18 protein-coding genes are annotated in these 17,206 nt (G+C 67.6%); 6 read left to right on the forward strand and 12 right to left on the reverse strand.

From position 1 onward, the window contains the following. Nucleotides 1-8 precede the first annotated feature (8 nt). A complete protein-coding gene (locus ACVWWN_RS29460; protein WP_457147023.1) occupies nt 9-965 on the reverse strand; it encodes an electron transfer flavoprotein subunit alpha/FixB family protein in 957 nt (318 codons plus the stop codon). 49 nt (nt 966-1,014) lie between these two features. Then, on the reverse strand, nt 1,015-1,815 hold the full coding sequence (locus tag ACVWWN_RS29465; protein WP_457147024.1) for an electron transfer flavoprotein subunit beta/FixA family protein: 801 nt from the start codon (nt 1,813-1,815) through the stop codon (nt 1,015-1,017). Between the two features lie 194 nt (nt 1,816-2,009). Between ACVWWN_RS29465 and ACVWWN_RS29470 the strand changes: the two genes are divergently transcribed. From ACVWWN_RS29470 to ACVWWN_RS29490, 5 genes are read left to right on the forward strand one after another with little or no spacing between them, the layout of a single operon-like run. Beyond that, a complete protein-coding gene (locus tag ACVWWN_RS29470) occupies nt 2,010-2,801 on the forward strand; it encodes a class I SAM-dependent methyltransferase (RefSeq protein WP_457147025.1) in 792 nt (263 codons plus the stop codon). Beyond that, nucleotides 2,798-4,336 (forward strand): 1,4-alpha-glucan branching protein domain-containing protein, encoded by a 1,539-nt coding sequence (locus tag ACVWWN_RS29475; protein WP_457147026.1) that lies wholly within the window; start codon nt 2,798-2,800, stop codon nt 4,334-4,336. The genes ACVWWN_RS29470 and ACVWWN_RS29475 overlap by 4 nt, the downstream gene beginning before the upstream one ends. A gap of 10 nt (nt 4,337-4,346) precedes the next feature. Continuing rightward, nucleotides 4,347-5,594 carry a glycosyltransferase family 4 protein gene (locus ACVWWN_RS29480; RefSeq protein WP_457147027.1) on the forward strand — a complete coding sequence of 416 codons (1,248 nt, stop codon included), beginning with the start codon at nt 4,347-4,349 and terminating at the stop codon, nt 5,592-5,594. A gap of 45 nt (nt 5,595-5,639) precedes the next feature. Next, the gene (locus ACVWWN_RS29485) at nt 5,640-7,019 is read left to right on the forward strand and encodes an MFS transporter (protein ID WP_457147028.1); all 1,380 of its coding nucleotides are present in this window, start codon (nt 5,640-5,642) and stop codon (nt 7,017-7,019) included. Next, nucleotides 7,012-7,767, forward strand: a complete 756-nt coding sequence (locus tag ACVWWN_RS29490; RefSeq protein WP_457147029.1) for an ArsR/SmtB family transcription factor — start codon at nt 7,012-7,014, stop codon at nt 7,765-7,767. The genes ACVWWN_RS29485 and ACVWWN_RS29490 overlap by 8 nt, the downstream gene beginning before the upstream one ends. Before the next feature lie 197 nt (nt 7,768-7,964). On the opposite strand, the gene ACVWWN_RS29495 is transcribed toward ACVWWN_RS29490, so the two are convergent. Beyond that, entirely contained in the window at nt 7,965-8,126 is a 162-nt protein-coding gene (locus ACVWWN_RS29495; protein ID WP_457147030.1) for a hypothetical protein, read from the reverse strand. Between the two features lie 37 nt (nt 8,127-8,163). Continuing rightward, nucleotides 8,164-8,901 carry an acyltransferase gene (locus ACVWWN_RS29500; RefSeq protein ID WP_457147031.1) on the reverse strand — a complete coding sequence of 246 codons (738 nt, stop codon included), beginning with the start codon at nt 8,899-8,901 and terminating at the stop codon, nt 8,164-8,166. Between the two features lie 82 nt (nt 8,902-8,983). On the opposite strand from ACVWWN_RS29500, the gene ACVWWN_RS29505 reads away from it, so the two are divergent. Continuing rightward, nucleotides 8,984-10,267: an outer membrane protein assembly factor BamB family protein gene (locus ACVWWN_RS29505; RefSeq protein WP_457147032.1), complete on the forward strand. Its 1,284-nt coding sequence runs from the start codon at nt 8,984-8,986 to the stop codon at nt 10,265-10,267. A 6-nt stretch (nt 10,268-10,273) separates the two neighbouring features. On the opposite strand, the gene ACVWWN_RS29510 is transcribed toward ACVWWN_RS29505, so the two are convergent. The 8 genes from ACVWWN_RS29510 to ACVWWN_RS29545 all read right to left on the reverse strand — a co-directional run bounded on the left by ACVWWN_RS29510 (nt 10,274) and on the right by ACVWWN_RS29545 (nt 17,196). Continuing rightward, complete coding sequence (locus ACVWWN_RS29510) at nt 10,274-10,963, reverse strand: esterase (protein ID WP_457147033.1); 690 nt, start codon at nt 10,961-10,963, stop codon at nt 10,274-10,276. A 66-nt stretch (nt 10,964-11,029) separates the two neighbouring features. Then, the gene (locus ACVWWN_RS29515) at nt 11,030-12,232 is read right to left on the reverse strand and encodes a THUMP-like domain-containing protein (protein ID WP_457149327.1); all 1,203 of its coding nucleotides are present in this window, start codon (nt 12,230-12,232) and stop codon (nt 11,030-11,032) included. After that, a complete protein-coding gene (locus ACVWWN_RS29520) occupies nt 12,190-13,194 on the reverse strand; it encodes a class I SAM-dependent methyltransferase (protein WP_457147034.1) in 1,005 nt (334 codons plus the stop codon). The genes ACVWWN_RS29515 and ACVWWN_RS29520 overlap by 43 nt, the downstream gene beginning before the upstream one ends. Before the next feature lie 10 nt (nt 13,195-13,204). Continuing rightward, nucleotides 13,205-13,852: an enoyl-CoA hydratase gene (locus tag ACVWWN_RS29525; RefSeq protein ID WP_457147035.1), complete on the reverse strand. Its 648-nt coding sequence runs from the start codon at nt 13,850-13,852 to the stop codon at nt 13,205-13,207. Then, nucleotides 13,849-14,691 (reverse strand): NUDIX hydrolase, encoded by an 843-nt coding sequence (locus ACVWWN_RS29530; protein ID WP_457147036.1) that lies wholly within the window; start codon nt 14,689-14,691, stop codon nt 13,849-13,851. Before ACVWWN_RS29530 ends, ACVWWN_RS29525 begins: the two co-directional genes overlap by 4 nt. Next, nucleotides 14,688-15,566 (reverse strand): ABC transporter ATP-binding protein, encoded by an 879-nt coding sequence (locus ACVWWN_RS29535; RefSeq protein ID WP_457147037.1) that lies wholly within the window; start codon nt 15,564-15,566, stop codon nt 14,688-14,690. Before ACVWWN_RS29535 ends, ACVWWN_RS29530 begins: the two co-directional genes overlap by 4 nt. A 48-nt stretch (nt 15,567-15,614) precedes the next feature. Beyond that, the gene (locus tag ACVWWN_RS29540) at nt 15,615-16,286 is read right to left on the reverse strand and encodes a nucleoside/nucleotide kinase family protein (RefSeq protein ID WP_457147038.1); all 672 of its coding nucleotides are present in this window, start codon (nt 16,284-16,286) and stop codon (nt 15,615-15,617) included. A gap of 22 nt (nt 16,287-16,308) precedes the next feature. Beyond that, complete coding sequence (locus ACVWWN_RS29545) at nt 16,309-17,196, reverse strand: sugar phosphate isomerase/epimerase family protein (protein ID WP_457147039.1); 888 nt, start codon at nt 17,194-17,196, stop codon at nt 16,309-16,311. Nucleotides 17,197-17,206: the final 10 nt, after the last annotated feature.

The following is a 17,206-nucleotide window of genomic DNA, read 5'->3' on the forward strand; positions in this document are numbered from 1 at the left end:
ACGCGGGATCAGCCCTTGCGGGCCTTGACCGCCTCGGTCAGCTGCGGAGCGACCTTGAACAGGTCACCGACGACGCCGAGATCGGCGATCTCGAAGATCGGCGCCTCTTCGTCCTTGTTCACCGCGATGATCGTCTTCGACGTCTGCATACCGGCGCGGTGCTGGATGGCCCCGGAGATCCCGAGCGCGATGTAGAGCTGCGGCGACACTGTCTTGCCCGTCTGGCCCACCTGGAACTGGCCCGGGTAGTAGCCGGAATCGACGGCGGCACGCGACGCCCCGACCGCGGCGCCGAGCGAGTCGGCCAATTCCTCGACGACGTGGAAGTTCTCGGCGCTGCCGACACCACGACCACCGGAGACCACGACGGTGGCCTCGGTGAGCTCGGGGCGATCGCCCGCCACCGCGGGCTCGCGCTTGGTGATCGTGGTCGCGTTCTCGGCCGGGGCGGGCACCTCCACGCTGACGACCTCGCCGGCGCCGTCGGCGGGCGCGGCGTCGATGGAGCCGGGACGCACGGTGATGACGGGGGTTTCGCCGGTGGGCTCGGCCTCGACGGTGAAGGCGCCACCGAAGATCGAGTGGATGGCCTTGCCGCCCTCCTTGACCTCGACGACGTCGGTGAGCACGCCGGCACCGGTGCGGGCGGCGAGCCGGCCCGCGATCTCCTTGCCGTCGGCGTTGGCGGCCAGCACCACGCCGGCAGGCGTGGCCGACTCGACAAGCGACGCCAGCACGTCGACGTACGGGGTGATCAGGTACTTCTCTGCGTCGTCGGACTCGGCGACATAGATCTTTGCGGCACCGGCCGCCTTCAACCCGTCCACGAGCGGCTCGGAGGTGCCCGGCTTGCCCACCACGACCGCGGAGGGCTCGCCCAGCACGCGGGCCGCGGTGATCAGTTCGCCGGTGACCTTCTTCAGGGCGCCTTCGGAATGCTCGACGAGCACAAGTACTTCTGCCATGGGTCTGTATGTCTTTCGTGAGTGTCTGCGGGAAAGGTCTGAAACCGGGCTAGATGATCTTCTGAGCCACCAGGTACTCGGCGACCTTCGTGCCGCCGTCGCCCTCGTCCATGACCTTCTCGCCGGCCGTCTTGGGCGGCTTCGGGGTCGACGCGATCACCTTGGAGCCGGCGTTGGCGACACCGACCTCGTCGCTCTCCACGCCGATCTCAGCCAGCGTCAGGGTCGTGACTTCCTTCTTCTTGGCGGCCATGATGCCCTTGAAGGACGGGAAGCGCGGCTCGTTGATCTTCTCGTTGACGCTCACCACGGCGGGCAGCGAAGCCTCGATGGTGAACACACCGTCATCGGTCTCGCGCTCGCCGGTGACCTTGCCTCCCTCGACCGACACCTTGCGCAGGTGGGTGAGCTGGGGCAGTCCGAGGTACTCGGCGATGATCGCGGGCACTGCACCACCGACACCGTCGGTGGCCTCATTGCCGGCGATGACGAGTTCGGTGCCCTCGATGGTGCCCAGCGCCCGGGCCAACGCCCAACCGGTCTGCACCATGTCCGAGCCGTGCATGCCGTCATCGACGAGGTGCACCGCCTTGTCCGCGCCCATCGACAGCGCCTTCCGGATCGCCTCCGTGGCGCGCGGCGGCCCGGCTGTGAGTACCGTCACAGTGCTCTCGGTGCCGTTGGCGGCTTCCTTCTCCTTGATCAGCAGCGCCTCTTCGACGGCGCGCTCGTTGATCTCGTCGAGCACGGCATCGGCGGCCTCACGGTCGAGGGTGAAATCGCCGTCGGTCAGCTTGCGCTCCGACCAGGTGTCTGGGACCTGTTTGATCAGGACCACGATGTTCGTCATGAGTCTGGTTCGTCCTCCTCGAAGGGGCCGACGACCGGCCGGCCATACCACGTTTCCAGTAACAACCACCATGTTACTCGTGGGTAACTTGTGCTGGTTCGCACTTCACCATAGCTGGTCGAAGTTTGCGTTTTAGCAGCACGTAGTACCTGAACTGTTCGCCATCGGCCCGATCCGCGTTAGCCTGCCTTGCAATGAGCGCATTCGTTACGGACGGTCCTGTCGAGGAGCCAAAGCTGGCGCTGACCGGCGAGCGCACCATTCCGGGTCTGGCGGAGGAGAACTACTGGTTCCGCCGCCACGAAGTGGTGTACCGGCGGTTGGCGCAGCGGTGCGCCGGGCGAGATGTGCTCGAGGCGGGTTGCGGCGAGGGCTACGGCGCCGATCTGATCGCCGACGTCGCGCGCCGGGTGATCGGGCTGGACTACGACGAATCGGCCGTCGCCCACGTCAAGGCCCGCTACCCCAGGGTGGAGATGCGGCACGGCAACCTCGCCGAACTGCCGCTGGCCGACGGCTCGGTCGATGTCGTGGTCAACTTCCAGGTCATCGAACACCTCTGGGATCAGGCGCAGTTCGTCATGGAATGTCATCGGGTGCTGCGGCCCGCCGGCGTGCTGCTGATGTCGACACCGAACCGGATCACCTTCTCACCCGGGCGCGACACTCCGATCAATCCGTTCCACACCCGCGAACTCAACGCCGCCGAGCTCACCGAAGTGTGCGGCGATGCCGGCTTCTCGGTCGACCGCGTGTACGGGGTTTTTCACGGCGAGCGGCTGGCCGAGCTCGACGCCCGGCATGGCGGCTCGATCATCGACGCACAGATCGCCCGCGCGCTGGCCGATGCGCCGTGGCCACCCGACCTGCTCGCCGACGTCGCGTCGGTGACCATCGATGACTTCGATCTCGTCGACGCGGGCGACCGCGACGGCCGCGATATCGATGACAGCCTCGACCTGGTTGTGATCGCGGTCCGGCCATGAGAACGACCGTGCCGGTACCCGGGCTTTTCACGCTCGTCCTCCACACGCATTTACCGTGGCTGGCCCACCACGGTCGCTGGCCGGTCGGCGAAGAGTGGCTGTACCAGTCGTGGGCGGCGTCCTATCTACCGCTGATGCGTGTCCTTCGCACACTGGCCGCCGAGGACCGTCATCATCTGCTGACACTCGGCATGACACCCGTGGTCACCGCTCAACTCGACGACCCGTACTGCCTGTCGGGAATGAACCACTGGCTGGCCAACTGGGGGCTGCGGGCCACCGAGGCCACCACACTGCGTGGGCGGGAGTCGCTGCGCGAGTTCGGGATTCGCGAACACGCCGAGGCCGGCGGTGCGCTCGACGAATTCGCCGCGATATGGCAACACGGCGGCAGCCCGGTGCTGCGGGCGCTGATCGACGACGACACCATCGAACTGCTCGGCGGTCCGCTGTCACACCCCTTCCAGCCGCTGCTCAACGCACGGTTGCGCGAGTTCGCGCTGCGAGAAGGGCTGGCCGACGCCCGGCAGCGGTTCGCCTACACGCCGAAAGGTATCTGGGCTCCGGAGTGCGCCTATGCGCCCGGCATGGAAAGCGATTACGCGGCAGCGGGTATCGGCCACTTCATGGTCGACGGGCCGTCGCTGCACGGTGACACGGCCCTCGGCCGTCCCGTCGCAGACTCCGATGTCATCGCGTTCGGCCGCGACCTGCAGGTCAGCTACCGGGTGTGGTCGCCGAAGTCCGGCTATCCGGGACACGCCGCCTACCGCGACTTTCACACCTACGACCACGTCACCGGCCTCAAACCCGCCCGCGTCACGGGTCGCAACGTGCCGTCGGACGCCAAGGCGCCGTACGACCCGGAGAGGGCCGACGCGGCCGTCGACAATCACGTCGCCGACTTCATCGACGTAGTCAGGCAACGCCTGGTGTCCGAGACCGAGCGCATCGGCCGGCCCGCCCATGTGGTGGCGGCATTCGACACCGAACTCTTCGGGCACTGGTGGTACGAGGGCCCCACCTGGCTGGAACGGGTGTTGCGTGCGCTGCCCGCGGCGGGCGTCCGCATCGGCACCCTCGCCGATGCGGTCGCGGACGGCTTCGTCGGTTCTCCTGTCGACTTGCCGCCCAGCTCCTGGGGTTCGGGCAAGGACTGGCAGGTGTGGGCGGGTCCCAGAGTCGCCGATCTGGTCCAGCTCAACAATGAAGTCGTCGACACCGCATTGACCACCGTGGACAAGGCACTCGAACAGGCCACGTCGGTAAGTGCACCCACCCCACGGGATTTCGTCGCCGACCAAATCTTGCGCGAGACGTTGCTGACGGTGTCCAGCGACTGGCCGTTCATGGTCAGCAAGGACTCGGCGGCCGATTATGCGCGCTACCGCGCCCACCTCCACGCGCATGCCGCCCGCGAGATCGCCGATGGGCTGGCGACCGGCCGCCGCGAGCATGCGCAGCGATTGGCCGACGGATGGAATCGTGCCGACGGACTGTTCGGCGCACTCGATGCCAGGCGCCTCCGCCGGTGAACGGCCACCCATGCGGGTCTTGATGGTGTCGTGGGAGTACCCGCCGGTGGTGATCGGCGGCCTCGGTCGGCACGTCTACCACCTGGCCACCGCGCTCGCCGAGGCCGGACATGAAGTGGTGGTCCTGAGCCGTCGCCCCACGGGTACCGATCCGAGCACGCATCCGTCGACCGACGAGTTCGCCCACGGCGTGCGGGTGGTCGCCGCAGCGCAGGACCCACACGAATTCGAATTCGGCACGGACATGATGGCCTGGACGCTGGCGATGGGTCATTCGATGGTCCGCACCGGCCTGACGCTGAAAACCCACGCCCGCCGACCCAGGCCGTGGCAGCCCGATGTCGTGCACGCCCACGACTGGCTGGTCGCCCACCCGGCCATCGCACTGGCCGAATACTTCGATGTGCCACTGGTTTCCACCATTCATGCCACCGAGGCAGGCAGGCACTCGGGTTGGGTCTCGGGCTCGATCAGCCGACAGGTGCATGCGGTCGAGTCGTGGTTGGTGCATGAATCCGATTCCCTCATCACATGTTCGGCGTCGATGGGCGACGAGGTCACCGAACTCTTCGGTCCATTGCCGGCCGGGACACAGGTGATCCGCAACGGAATCGAAACCGAACGCTGGCCGTTCGCGCGACGGCAGCCACGAAAGGGCCCAGCCCAACTGCTGTACCTCGGACGGCTCGAGTACGAGAAGGGAATTCACGACGCGATCGCGGCGCTACCCCGGATCAGACGCACCCACCCCGGCACCACGCTGACCATCGCGGGGACCGGCACCCAACAGCAGTGGCTGGTCGAGCAGGCGCGAAAGCACAAGGTACTCAAGGCCACCACCTTCGTCGGCCATCTCGATCACGAACAGTTGGTGCGGCTCCTGCACACCGCCGACGCCGCCGTACTGCCCAGCCACTACGAGCCCTTCGGCATCGTCGCACTGGAGGCCGCGGCGACGGGCATCCCCCTGGCGACGTCCAATGTCGGCGGCCTCGGCGAGGCGGTGATCAACGGCCAGACCGGCGTTTCCTACCCACCACGTGACATCGCCGGCCTGGCCGCCGCGGTGCGTGTGGTGCTCGACGACCCGGCCGCGGCGCAGGGCATGGCCGTCGCAGCTCGCGACCGCCTCACATCGGACTTCGACTGGCACACGGTGGCGACCGAGACGGCGCAGGTCTATCTGGCGGCCAAACGCCGCGAGCGCGAACCGCATCGACGGCGGGCCATCGTCGAGCACGCTCTCCCCGAACGCTGACACAGTTCGATCGGCGTCGAATCATTCCGCACCTAACGTGCGGGTATGGCTATCCATCGATCCGCGGTTCTGACCCTGATCGCGGCCTACCTCGGACTCTTCGTCGGCCTGATCGACGCCAACGCGATCAACCTGGCCTTGCCGACGATCCGAGATGACCTCGGCGGCGGAATCGCCGGGGCGCAGTGGACCATCGACGCCTACAACATCACCTTCGCGGCGCTGCTGCTGACCTCGGGTTCGCTCGGTGACCGGTATGGCAGGCGCACGATCCTGCGGGCCGGCCTGGTGACGTTCCTCGTCGCGTCGCTCGCCTGCGCGTCGGCCCCGACGCTGCCCCTGCTGCTCGCCGCCCGCGCGATTCAGGGCGTCGGTGCGGCGCTGATGCTCCCACAGGGCCTGGCGATCACTGCCGCCGCATTTCCGAATCCCGACGAACGTGCGCGCGCGACCGCGGCCTGGGCCATCGCCGCCGCGCTGAGCACCGGCATCGGACCTATCCTCGGCGGAATACTCACCGACACCCTCGGTTGGCGCTACATCTTCTGGCTCAACGCGCCGATCGGAGTCGTCGCGCTGCTGATGACCTACCGTTACCTTCCCGAATCGCGTGACCCCGACGCCGCGTCGCTCGATATCTCTGGTCAGACGCTGGCGATTCTCGGCCTCGGCACGCTGACCATCGTTCTTGTCGACGGCAGAACCCTGGCGCCCGGCTGGACCGCCGCACTGGCCGGCATCGCCGCCGCCGCGATCGCCGTGTTCCCCTGGAGCCAGCGCCGCGCGGCCCGCGTGATGCTGCCGCCCGACCTCTTCCGCAGCCCGAAACTGGCCGCCGCGCTCGTGGCCACCTTCACCATGACTTTCGGCATCTACGGCTTGCTGCTGGTGAACAGCTTTGTGTTCCAACAGCAACGCGGCGCCGGCGCGCTGGCAACCGCAGTGTGGTTCCTGCCGATGCCGCTGACCTACCTGGTGCTCATCCCTGTGGTCAATGCACTGGCCCGGCGGACGGGCCCGCGACCGCCGATGACCGCCGGGCTGTGCCTGATGGCCGCGGGGTTGGTGCTCTACGCGGTGGCCGGACCCGGCGCCGCCGTGGTGCTGCTGGAACTGTGCTTCGTGCTCGCCGGGGCCGGCCTGGCGCTGAACACCGCGCCCGCCGTCGGCCTGGCGATGTCTGCGATTCCGCTGGAACGCTCAGGGCTGGCCTCCGGCGTGGTGAACCTGGCCCGGCTGGTGGGTATCACTGTCGGTGTGGCGGTGTTGGGTAGTGCGATGGCAGCCATCGGAGGCGCCGACGGCGTGCGCACCGCGCTGGCAGTGGGCGCAGCAGTCCAGTTGGTGGGTGCTGCCGTCGCCTGGCGATGGTCGCGTTCGCGCCTGACCCCGGTGACGACGACGAAGGAGCCCTGCCGTGCATGACGGCGCCGCACCCGCGGTGGGCGACGCGGACATCGCGGCGCTGGCGTCGCTGCTTGCCGACCCGGCCAGGTGCAAGGTGCTGCTCGCGCTGGACGACGGCCGGGCACTGCCCGCCAGCGTGCTGGCCGACGAAGCGGGCGTGAGCCGACCGACCGCAAGCAGTCACCTCGGAAAGCTGACCGACGCCGGCCTGCTCACCGTCGAGAGTCACGGCCGTCACCGCTATTACCGACTGGCCGGCCCTGAGGTCGGCGAGCTGTTGGAGCACCTGGTCCGGCTGGCCCCACCGCGCCCCGTCAGGTCGCTGCGCGAAGGCACCCGCGCGGCCCGGCTCCGGTCGGCCCGCACCTGCTACGACCACGTCGCCGGCAGCCTGGGTGTCCAGCTCATGTCCGGCCTGCTGGACCGCGGAGTGTTGACGGGCGGTGACGGGCGATACGACCCGCGGCGCGATGCGCACGACGCGTTGAGCAGTCCCGGACACGACATCCACTACGAACTCACTGACGCCGGACCCGGCTTGCTCTCCGAGGCGGGCGTCGAATTACCTACCGGCAGAAGGCCACTCGTCCGTTACTGTGTCGACTGGACCGAGCAGCGGCACCACCTGTCCGGCGGCCTCGGGCGCGCTCTCCTCAACCGGTTCGTGTCCGCGGACTGGGTGCAACGGGTGCCGCGCGGTCGGGCGCTGAGGGTCACCGACGATGGCCGCGCCGCGTTGGCCGAGTTGTTCGGCATCCTCTGGTGACGTCGTCGAATATCTCGTCGAGCGAGACGAATTCGGCATCGCCGGTTCGCAGCTCCCGCGCCGTGGCGTGGCGCCAGAACGCGACGAGAACGTCGAGCTTGCGCGACCGCAACGAGTCGATGACCGGAAGATAATTCCCGCCGCCATCACCTTCGTCGCGACCGCCACGTCGTATGCGTCGGCCGGATCGAATTCCGTCACCGACAGATCGAAGCCCCGCTGCGTGGCCGGCGCCCACACCGGATCGCGTTCCAGCGGCCGGCACCCGAAAAGGCCGGCCCGGCCTTCACCGCACTCAGCCGCTTGCCCTCGGCCCACAGCTTCGAGTTGTCGACGTAGAGGTACACGGCCAGAGACATCAGCTTTTCGCGCCGGCGACGGTGAGGAACCCAAACGCTAGCGGGAGGCCTTCTTGCGCTCGATGTCGGCCAGCGCCGCCGCCAGCTCGGCCCGCTGGGCAGCCGAGGTCTCCCAAGACAGCTTGCGGTTCTTGACGATCTTCGCGGGGGCGCCCACGGCGATCGAATAGTCGGGGATGTCGCCCTTGACCACCGCGTGTGATCCCAGGACGCAGCCCCGGCCCACGGTCGTGTTGCGCAGGACGGTGACCTTAGTGGCGATCCAGGTGTCCGGCCCGATCCGGACCGGGCCCTTGATGATGCCCTGATCCTTGATCGGCACGTTGATGTCGTCCATCCGGTGGTCGAAGTCGCAGACGTAGACCCAGTCCGCCATCAATACCGAATCACCCAATTCGATGTCGAGATAGGTGTTGATGACGTTGTCCCTGCCGAGCACCACCTTGTCGCCGAAGCGCAGCGAGCCCTCGTGGCAGCGGATCGTGTTCTTGTCGCCGATGTGCACCCAGCGACCGATCTCCATCGTCGAGAGCTCCGGTGTCGCCTGGATCTCCACGCCCTTGCCGAGGAAAACCATGCCGCGGGTGATGATGTGCGGGTTGGTGAGCTTGAACTTCAGCAACCGCCAATACCTGACCAGATACCACGGCGTGTAGGCACGATTCTTGAGCACCCACCGCAATGAGGCCGGCGTCAGGAACCTCGCCTGCCGCGGATCCCGCAGCCGCGAACCTCGCCACCGCTTGTGCAGGGGCGCTCCCCACATGGTCGTCATGGCCGGAAAGCCTACGCGAGGGCACACACCAGGAACGGTTACCCTCACGAGGGCTCGAGAACAGAAACTAGGAAAGGACCCCGTGTTCCGGCGATTCATCGTGCTGGCGGCAACAGCGCTGACCACGGGTGTACTGGCCGCTTGCGGGAACACCGACTCCTGGGTTCAGGCGCACGCATCCGACGGCTGGCCGGCGCAGTACGGTGACGCCGCCAACAGCAGCTTCTCGCCCGCGCAGGGCGCCAACGAGCTGCGGCTGGAGTGGATTCGGTCGGTGAAAGGGGAGCTGGGCGCCCAGGTGGCCCTCGGGTCGGGCAGCTATCTCGCCGTCAACGGACAAACCGCGGGCGGCTGCTCGCTGATGGTGTGGGAGACCGACAACCGCGCCCGCCAGCGTTGGTGCACGCGGCTGGTCCAGGGCGGCGGGTTCGCCGGCCCACTGTTCGACGGTTTCGACAATGTCTATGTCGGTCAGCCCGGGACCATGCAATCGTTCCCGCCGACGCAGTGGATCCGGTGGCGCCAACCGGTTATCGGAATGCCTCTGACGCCAAGAATTCTCGCGCCGGACCAGCTGCTGGTCGTCACTCATTTGGGCCAGGTGCTGGTGTTCGACGCGCACAAGGGCACTGTCGTGGGTGCACCGCTGGATCTGGTTGCCGGTGTCGACCCGACCGATTCCACCCGCGGGCTCGCCGACTGCCAGCCGGCCCGACCTCGTTGCCCGGTAGCCGCCGCCCCCGCGTTTTCGCAGTCCAGCGGAATCGTCGTGCTCGGCGTGTGGCAGCCCGACGCCGACACGCCGACCCTGGTCGGCCTGCGCTACCGGCCGGGCCAGACCCCGCTGCTCACCCGCGAATGGACCAGCGCCGCGGTGGGTGGCGGCCCGTTGGCCAGCCCAGTGGTGTCGGCCGACGGTTCGACGGTGTACGTCAACGGTCGCGACGAACGGCTGTGGGCGCTCGACACCGCCGACGGCAAGCCGAAGTGGTCGGTACCGCTGGAGTACCTGGCTCAGACTCCGCCGTCCGTGTCACCCGACGGGATGATCGTGGCGGGCGGTGGTCCCGGCGCCAAATTGGTCGCCATCCGGGATTCCGGCGACCACGGTGAGGTGGTGTGGACGCGCGATGACGTCTCCCCGCTGAGCACGTCGAGTCGCGCCGCCGGCGTGGGCTACACCGTTGCCCGGGATGGAGACACCGGCCAGGCGCTGCTGGTCTTCGACCCGGGCGACGGCCACACGGTCAACAGCTACCCGCTGCCGAACGCAACGGGCTGGCCTGTCGGCGTGTCCATCGGCCACGACCGGCGCGTTGTGACAGCCACCAGTGACGGGCGGGTCTACGGTTTCGCGCCGGCATAACGGAATTCAGGCCAGCATCGGTGCGAGCGCCTCGCGCGGCACCGTCGCCTGGACCGCGCCTCCGGCTTGAGCGAAGATCTCGCCCTGCCCGAAGAAGAAGATCACCGAATCGTCGGTCAGCGCGAAGTTCTGGTAGTTGTCGGGATCGAGGCCCGCGGTGGGCGGGATCGGGTCGATCATCCCCTGCTCCTTCTGCAGGTAGCGATTGACCTCTGGATAGATCACGTCGAGCGGCTTGGTCCCCGGCTTGAACAGCGTGTTGAACGTGATCGGCGCATGTTTCACGTTGTCCCAGTTGAACGCTTGGTAGAAGGTTTGCGGATGTGTGCCACCCACGTTCTGGTAGACCTCGAAGACCACACTCTGCGTACCGCCCGTCGGCGGACCCGAGGTGTATCCGGTTCCCTTCGCATCCAGCTGGTAGGGCTGGTTCCACGACCCGGGCATCTGTGACACGTTGACGAAGCCGTCGCGGGTCTGAGTCAGGTACGCCGCCAACGCCTGCTGGTCGGGATAGTTGTCGGGGAAGGTCATGTCCAGCGTGTATGTCGGATTGGCGGTGTGGACGGTACAGATGCCGTCGGTCACCGTGCCCCCGAGGCCTGCGCACGCCGCCTGGGCGGCAGCCGTCTGGGCGGTGACGACGCCGGCCAGAACACCGGCCGCCACTACCGCAGCCACTGAGAGAATGCGCATCGTCGGACGTCCTCGCAGCCGGCACCGGTTCCGATACCGGCGATCACTGACAGGGTACGTGTCGCTCTATCGGGACGCGCGACAAATGAATGCCGTTGCCCGGCTTGCCGCCCCGGCCCCCATCCTGGCGATCACGACCGAGACCTGGTGGGTTCCGCGCAGCCGCAGCCGCCGTCGCAATACATCGGGGTCGACGTCGACGCCGCGGACCAGGATCTCGACCGCCCCGACGTCGTGTGCCGAAAGTGCCTGGCGCAGTCGCCGTTCGCTGAAACTCAGTTCCTCGATCACCTCGAATCCACGCACACCGGGGGGCAACTGGTCGCCGGACAGGTAGGCGATGTCGGGGTCCAGCTGCCACAGCCCGTGGCGGACGGCATACTGGCGCACCAGACCGGCCCGCACCACCGCGCCGTCGGGATCGATGATCCACCGACCGGCCCGTGCGACCAGGGAATCATCGGGCTCGCTGTCGGTGATCTCCTCGCCCGAATCGAGCAGCGTGGCGCGCCGGGTGACCCCCGCGCCGGTCAGCGTGGCCGACCAGAGACACGCCTCGCGAACACTCCCAGCCAGCGACGTCACCTCAACCTCGCCGGTGAAGCCTATCCTGGCAAGTTCGTCGAAATCGATACCAGGAGCACATTTTACGACGAGATCGCGGCCACGGTACACATCCAGCAACTCGTCGAGGGCGGGGGTGTAGTCCCGCGGGTCGAACCGCCGTCGTCCGCCGCGCCTCCGAGCCGGATCAACGAGGACCACCGCGCTCCGGGTGATCGGCCGCAGCGCGTCGGCTCGGCACAGGTCCACCTCCGCGACGTTGTGCCTGGCCATCGCGAGGCGGACCGGGTCCACATCGCTGCCGAGCACGAGGCGCGCCGAATTCCGAAGTGTTGCAAGCTCAGTGCCGACCGAGCAGGTGGCGTCGTGGACATCGGCGCCGGCCAGTCGCGCCGCCCTGTGCAGCGCCACGGGGCCGGCGGTGGCCTGTTGCAACGCCTCGTCGGTGAACAGCCAGCGGGACGGATCGGCGAACTTGGCCGCAGCCCTGCGCCGTAACAACGTCATCTCCACCAATACTGCGGCGCGATCGCCGAAACGCGTTCGGGCCGAGGCGATATCGGCGATCAGCGTGGCGTCGGTCAGCTGGTAGCCGCCGACCTCATCCAGAGCCCGCTCCCCCGCATCGCCGCGCAGATAGGCGATATCGTCGAGGCTGAACTCTACGACGGTTTGACCCCGGTCACCATGACGTTGTAGTACCAGGACTTCGGGACGACGCGGCTCCAGAGGTTCTCGTCGACCCAGCTCAACGCGATCCAGCTGTTGAACGCGAACTTCGCCCAGCCCCACCCCAGCCGGCCCGGCGGCACGGCGGCTTCGAATGTCCGCAGTGGCCAGCCCAGCATCGCGGCGGTGAACTCGGTTGTCGACGTCGAGATCTCGACGGCGCCCGCATTGGCCGCCATCCGCTCGAGGTCTGCGGGGTCGAACGTGTGCAGGTCGACGATCGCCTCCAGCGCCGCGGCCCGCGACGACTCGTCGAGTTCGGCCTGCGGGCGCCGCCAGCCGGACAACCCAGGGAGCCGGGTCACGTTCGTCACCGCCCGCCAGGTCAGCGTCGACAACGGGCGGGCGTAGGTTTCGCCCGCGTTCGTCGGCTCCCCCGCGAAGATGAACCGCCCGCCCGGCTTCAGCACCCGCACCACCTCACGCAGCGACAGCTCCACATCGGGAATGTGGTGCAGCACGGCGTGGCCCACCACGAGATCGAAGGCGTCGTCGTCATACGGGATGCCTTCGGCGTCGGCGACGCGGCCGTCGATCTCGAGGCCCAGCTTCTCGCCGTTGCGGGTGGCCACCTTCACCATTCCCGGCGACAGGTCGGTGACCGAGCCGCGGCGGGCGACTCCGGCCTGGATCAGGTTCAGCAGGAAGAAGCCGCTGCCGCAGCCCAGCTCCAGCGCCCGGTCATACGGGAGGTTGCGCAGCTCCTCGGCCGGGACCGTCGCGTCGAACAGGTCGCGGGCGTAGTCGACGCAGCGCTTGTCATAGGAGATCGACCATTTGTCGTCGTAGGTCTCGGCCTCCCAGTCGTGGTACAGCACCTGGGCAAGCTTGGAGTCGTGGCGGGCCGCCTCTACCTCTTCCGCCGTGGCGTGCGGATTCGGGACCGGAGGCGCCTGATCGGAGACACCGGAGACAGCGTCGGTTTCCTCAAAGCTCATGGCTGGCAGCCTAAACGTCGAAGGTTGCCTTGGCGGCAGCCAGTACCTGCGGTGGGTGGTCACCGAACCGCCGGGCCCAGGCCAGGGCGGCGTCGTACACGCTGTCGGGCGCCACCATCTCGTCGATCAGGCCCAGCGCCAGCGCCTCCTTGGCGTCGACGAAGCGGCCACTGAATACCAGGTCCTTGGCCTTGCCGAGACCCACGGACCGGACCAGCCATTCGGTACCACCGGCGGGCACGAGTCCCGCCAGGATCTCCGTGGCTCCGAACTTCACGTTGTCACCGCTGACCCGCCAATCGGCAGCCAGCGCCAGGGTCAGCCCGCCGCCAAGCGCGTATCCGGTGATGGCCGCGACGGTCGGCTTCGGGATGGCCGCCACGGCCTCGATCGCCTGTCTGCACGCTTGGACGGCCACGGCGGCCTCGTCGGCGTTCAGGGTGCGCAGTTCCGGCACGTCGTCACCTGCGGAGAAGATCTCGTGACCGCCGAAGATGATCACCGCGAAAACGTCGTCGAGTCCGCCGATGGTGGCCGCTGCGGCGACCAGCTCCCGGTAGACCTGCCGGGTGAGCGCGTTGGTGGGCGGACGCGAGAGCAGCAGTGTCGCGATGCCGGGCTGCTCATCGCTGACGATGACCGAGACGAATTCGTTCATGCGGGCGGCGCGTCCCGGTGATAGCTCTCCGGCGCGCGGTGGTTGCGGGCGTTGTTGTAGCGGTCGCTGTCGAAGAACTCGATCTCCCAATTGCCGTTCTTGGCGGTGAGATGGGGCTCGACCGGCACGATCCGACGTTCCACCGCAAGCACTTCGGCGACGGTGCGGCCGTTCAGGGAGTCCAGCTGCATCCACGTCGGCGGCAGCAGGAAGGTGCACGAGTTGGCGAAATCGTCGAGCGCCTCCACGGGGGTGGTCCACCCGGCTCGGTCGGTTTCGGTGTTGTCGCCGTCGGCGCGCTGACCCTCGGGCAACGCCCCGACGAAGAAGTAGGTGTTGTAGCGGCGGGTCCGCTCCGCCTTCGGAGTCACCCAGTTGGCCCAGGGCCGCAACAGATCGGCGCGCAGCACGAGCTTCTCGGTCCGCAGGAAGTCCGCGAACGACAGCGAGTGGTTCGCCAGCGCCAGCCGTGACTCGCGATAGACCGATGCGTCGTCGACGATGCCGTCGGGATCGCTTACCGGCCCGGCGAACAGCACCCCGGACTCCTCGAAGGTCTCACGCGCCGCCGCGCAGACCAGTGCCTCGGCCAGATCGGTGTCCACCCCGAGTCGCCCGGCCCACCACGACGGGTCGGGGCCGGCCCAGGCGATGTCGGCGTTGCGGTCGCGGTCGTCGACGCCGCCACCTGGGAAGACCATGACACCCGCCACGAAATCCATCTGCGAATGCCGGTGCATCAGGAACACCTCAATTTCCCGGTCGAAGCCCGGGTGCTTGTCGCGGATCAGCATCACGGTCGCCGCCGGACGTGGCGTCAGAGGATCCTGCTCGCTCATGCGCGCCTCCTGTGTGCGGCCCGGCTGCGGGTACGACGGGCGAAGTAGCGGCCGTCGACGTACTCCAGCGCGATCGACTGGCCGAACGCCTTGGACAGATTCTCTGCCGTCAGCACCTGCGTCAGCAGCCCCGCGTCGACGACCTCGCCCTCGGACAGGATCAGGCAGTGGCTGAAACCCTGGGGTATCTCTTCGACGTGGTGGGTGACGAGGACCAGCGCCGGCGAATCCGGGTCGGCCGCCAGATCGGCCAGCCTGCTGACGAGTTCCTCGCGGCCGCCGAGATCCAGGCCGGCGGCGGGTTCGTCGAGTAGCAGCAGCTCGGGGTCGGTCATCATCGACCGCGCGATCAGCACCCGCTTGCGTTCACCTTCGGACAATGTGCCGTAGGTGCGCTCGGCGAGATGTTCGGCGCCGACGGTTTCCAGCATGTCGATGGCCTGTCCGTAATCGACGTCGTCGTACTGCTCACGCCACCGGCCGAGCACTGCGTAACCGGCCGAGACGACGAGATCGCGCACCACTTCACTGTCGGGCACCCGTTGCGAGAGCGCCGAGCTGCTCAACCCGACCCGGGCGCGGAGTTCGGACATGTCGACGCGGCCCAACCGCTCGCCGAGCACATAGGCGGTGCCGGACGAGGGGTACTCCATGGCCGCCGCGATACGCAGCAACGATGTCTTGCCTGCCCCGTTGGGACCGATCACCACCCAGCGTTCATCGAGTTCCACCGACCAAGTGATGGGCCCCACCAGGCGTTGACCACCGCGCCGCAGAGTGACCCTGGCGAAATCGATCAGCAGGTCGGGGTCGGCTGCGTCTTCGGTGTGTTCTGGCGTCTCCACGGCGGCTGGCACCCGCCCATCGTGCCGCATTCCACGGGTCGCGCGTTCTGCGGGTCGCCGGCCTCGGCGACCGGATCGCTAGGCCAGTGTCCATCCCGCCGAATCGTTGACGACCACACGGTCGGCCCTGGGGAGGGTGGTCGACACCAGCTCGGCGTTGACTTGATCGGTGCCTGCAACCCAGGCGCGTGCCTGCCGCGCGTTCTTGCCGAACCGCACATGCCGCTCGACGAGCCGCTCGACACGGAGCGCTTCCTCGCTGGCGACGAACCACACGGCGTCCATGGCTTCGCGTGCCCGCACCCATCTGGGGTCGTCGAGCAGCAGGTAATTGCCTTCGGTGATCACCAGACGCGCGGACGGCAACACGACCAGTGCGCCGGCCAACGGTTGTTCGAGCGTCCGGTCGAACCCCGGCGCGTAGACCGGGTCGGTGTCCTCCTGCGCGATCCGCTCCAGCAAGTGCGCGTAACCGAGAACGTCGAAGGTGTCCGGGGCACCCTTGCGGTCGCGGTTGCCGAGCCGGTCCAGCTGGCTGTCGGCGAGGTGAAATCCGTCCATGGGCACATGCGCGATCCATTGATCACCTTTGATCACCGCGATCCGCGGCATCAGCAATTCGACCAGCGTCGATTTGCCCGCCCCCGGGTTGCCCGCGATACCGAGGATGGCACGAGGCTTGACGCGTGCCTGGGAATTTCTCTCAGCCAGCTCGATCGCTTCCAGTGCCAACCGATCGAGCACCGTCATCTGCTGCCCAGGCCCAGGCGGACTACTGACACGCGCGGGCATCACGCAGGCCGTCGACGATATAGCGGCACGCGTGCCCGGCCAGGTCGGCACCGTCATCCCACAGGTTGCGCCAGATCGCGAGGTCGTTCGAGAGGCCGCGGGCGACGACCGCCGACGAGAACGACTCGAACGTGACCGGACCCCGGTAGTCGATGTCCGCCAATGCTCCGAAAAACGCCGGGAAGTCGATGTGCCCGGATCCCAGATAGCCGCGGTCATTCTCGCCGATGTGGACGTATCCGAGGCGGTCCGCAACCTCGATGACCGGCGTCGCGAGATCCTTTTCCTCGATGTTCATGTGGTACGTGTCCAGATGGATGACCACGTTGTCGGCACCGATGTCGTCGGCGAGATACAGGCAGTCGCGGGCGGTGTTCACGACGTTGGTCTCGTAGCGGTTGCATATTTCGAGTCCGAGCGCCACGCCGAGCGGCGCAGCCTCGACCGCGAGGTCTTTCAATACGGCTACGACGTTCGCCCGGCCGGCGGGCGTCAACGGCTGCGCGGCCTTGCCGAATGCGCTGTAGAGCGCGCCGGTGAGAATCGTTGCGCCGATATCGTGAGTGAGCTGCAACGACTCCTGCAGCAGCGCCGCGCCACGTTCCACGACCTGTGGGTCGGTGCTGGAGATATCGGCGTCGACGGCCAGTCCGCGCGAGCATGCGGCTTGAAGCCCGTTCTTCTGCAACGCCTCTCGCGTCTTCGCCCGATCGAAGTTGAGCGAATCATGCAGCGAGAATTCGAGCAATCCGTATCCGCTGGCCACCGTCTGCTCGATGGCGGAGTCGACGCTGGCCGGAGCGGTGTCGCCCACCCATACCAGCGCATGGATGCCGACGACATTGGGAACGTCGACCGGAGTAGTCATGAATGTGTGC

It is taken from the genome of Mycobacterium sp. URHB0021, assembly GCF_054057895.1.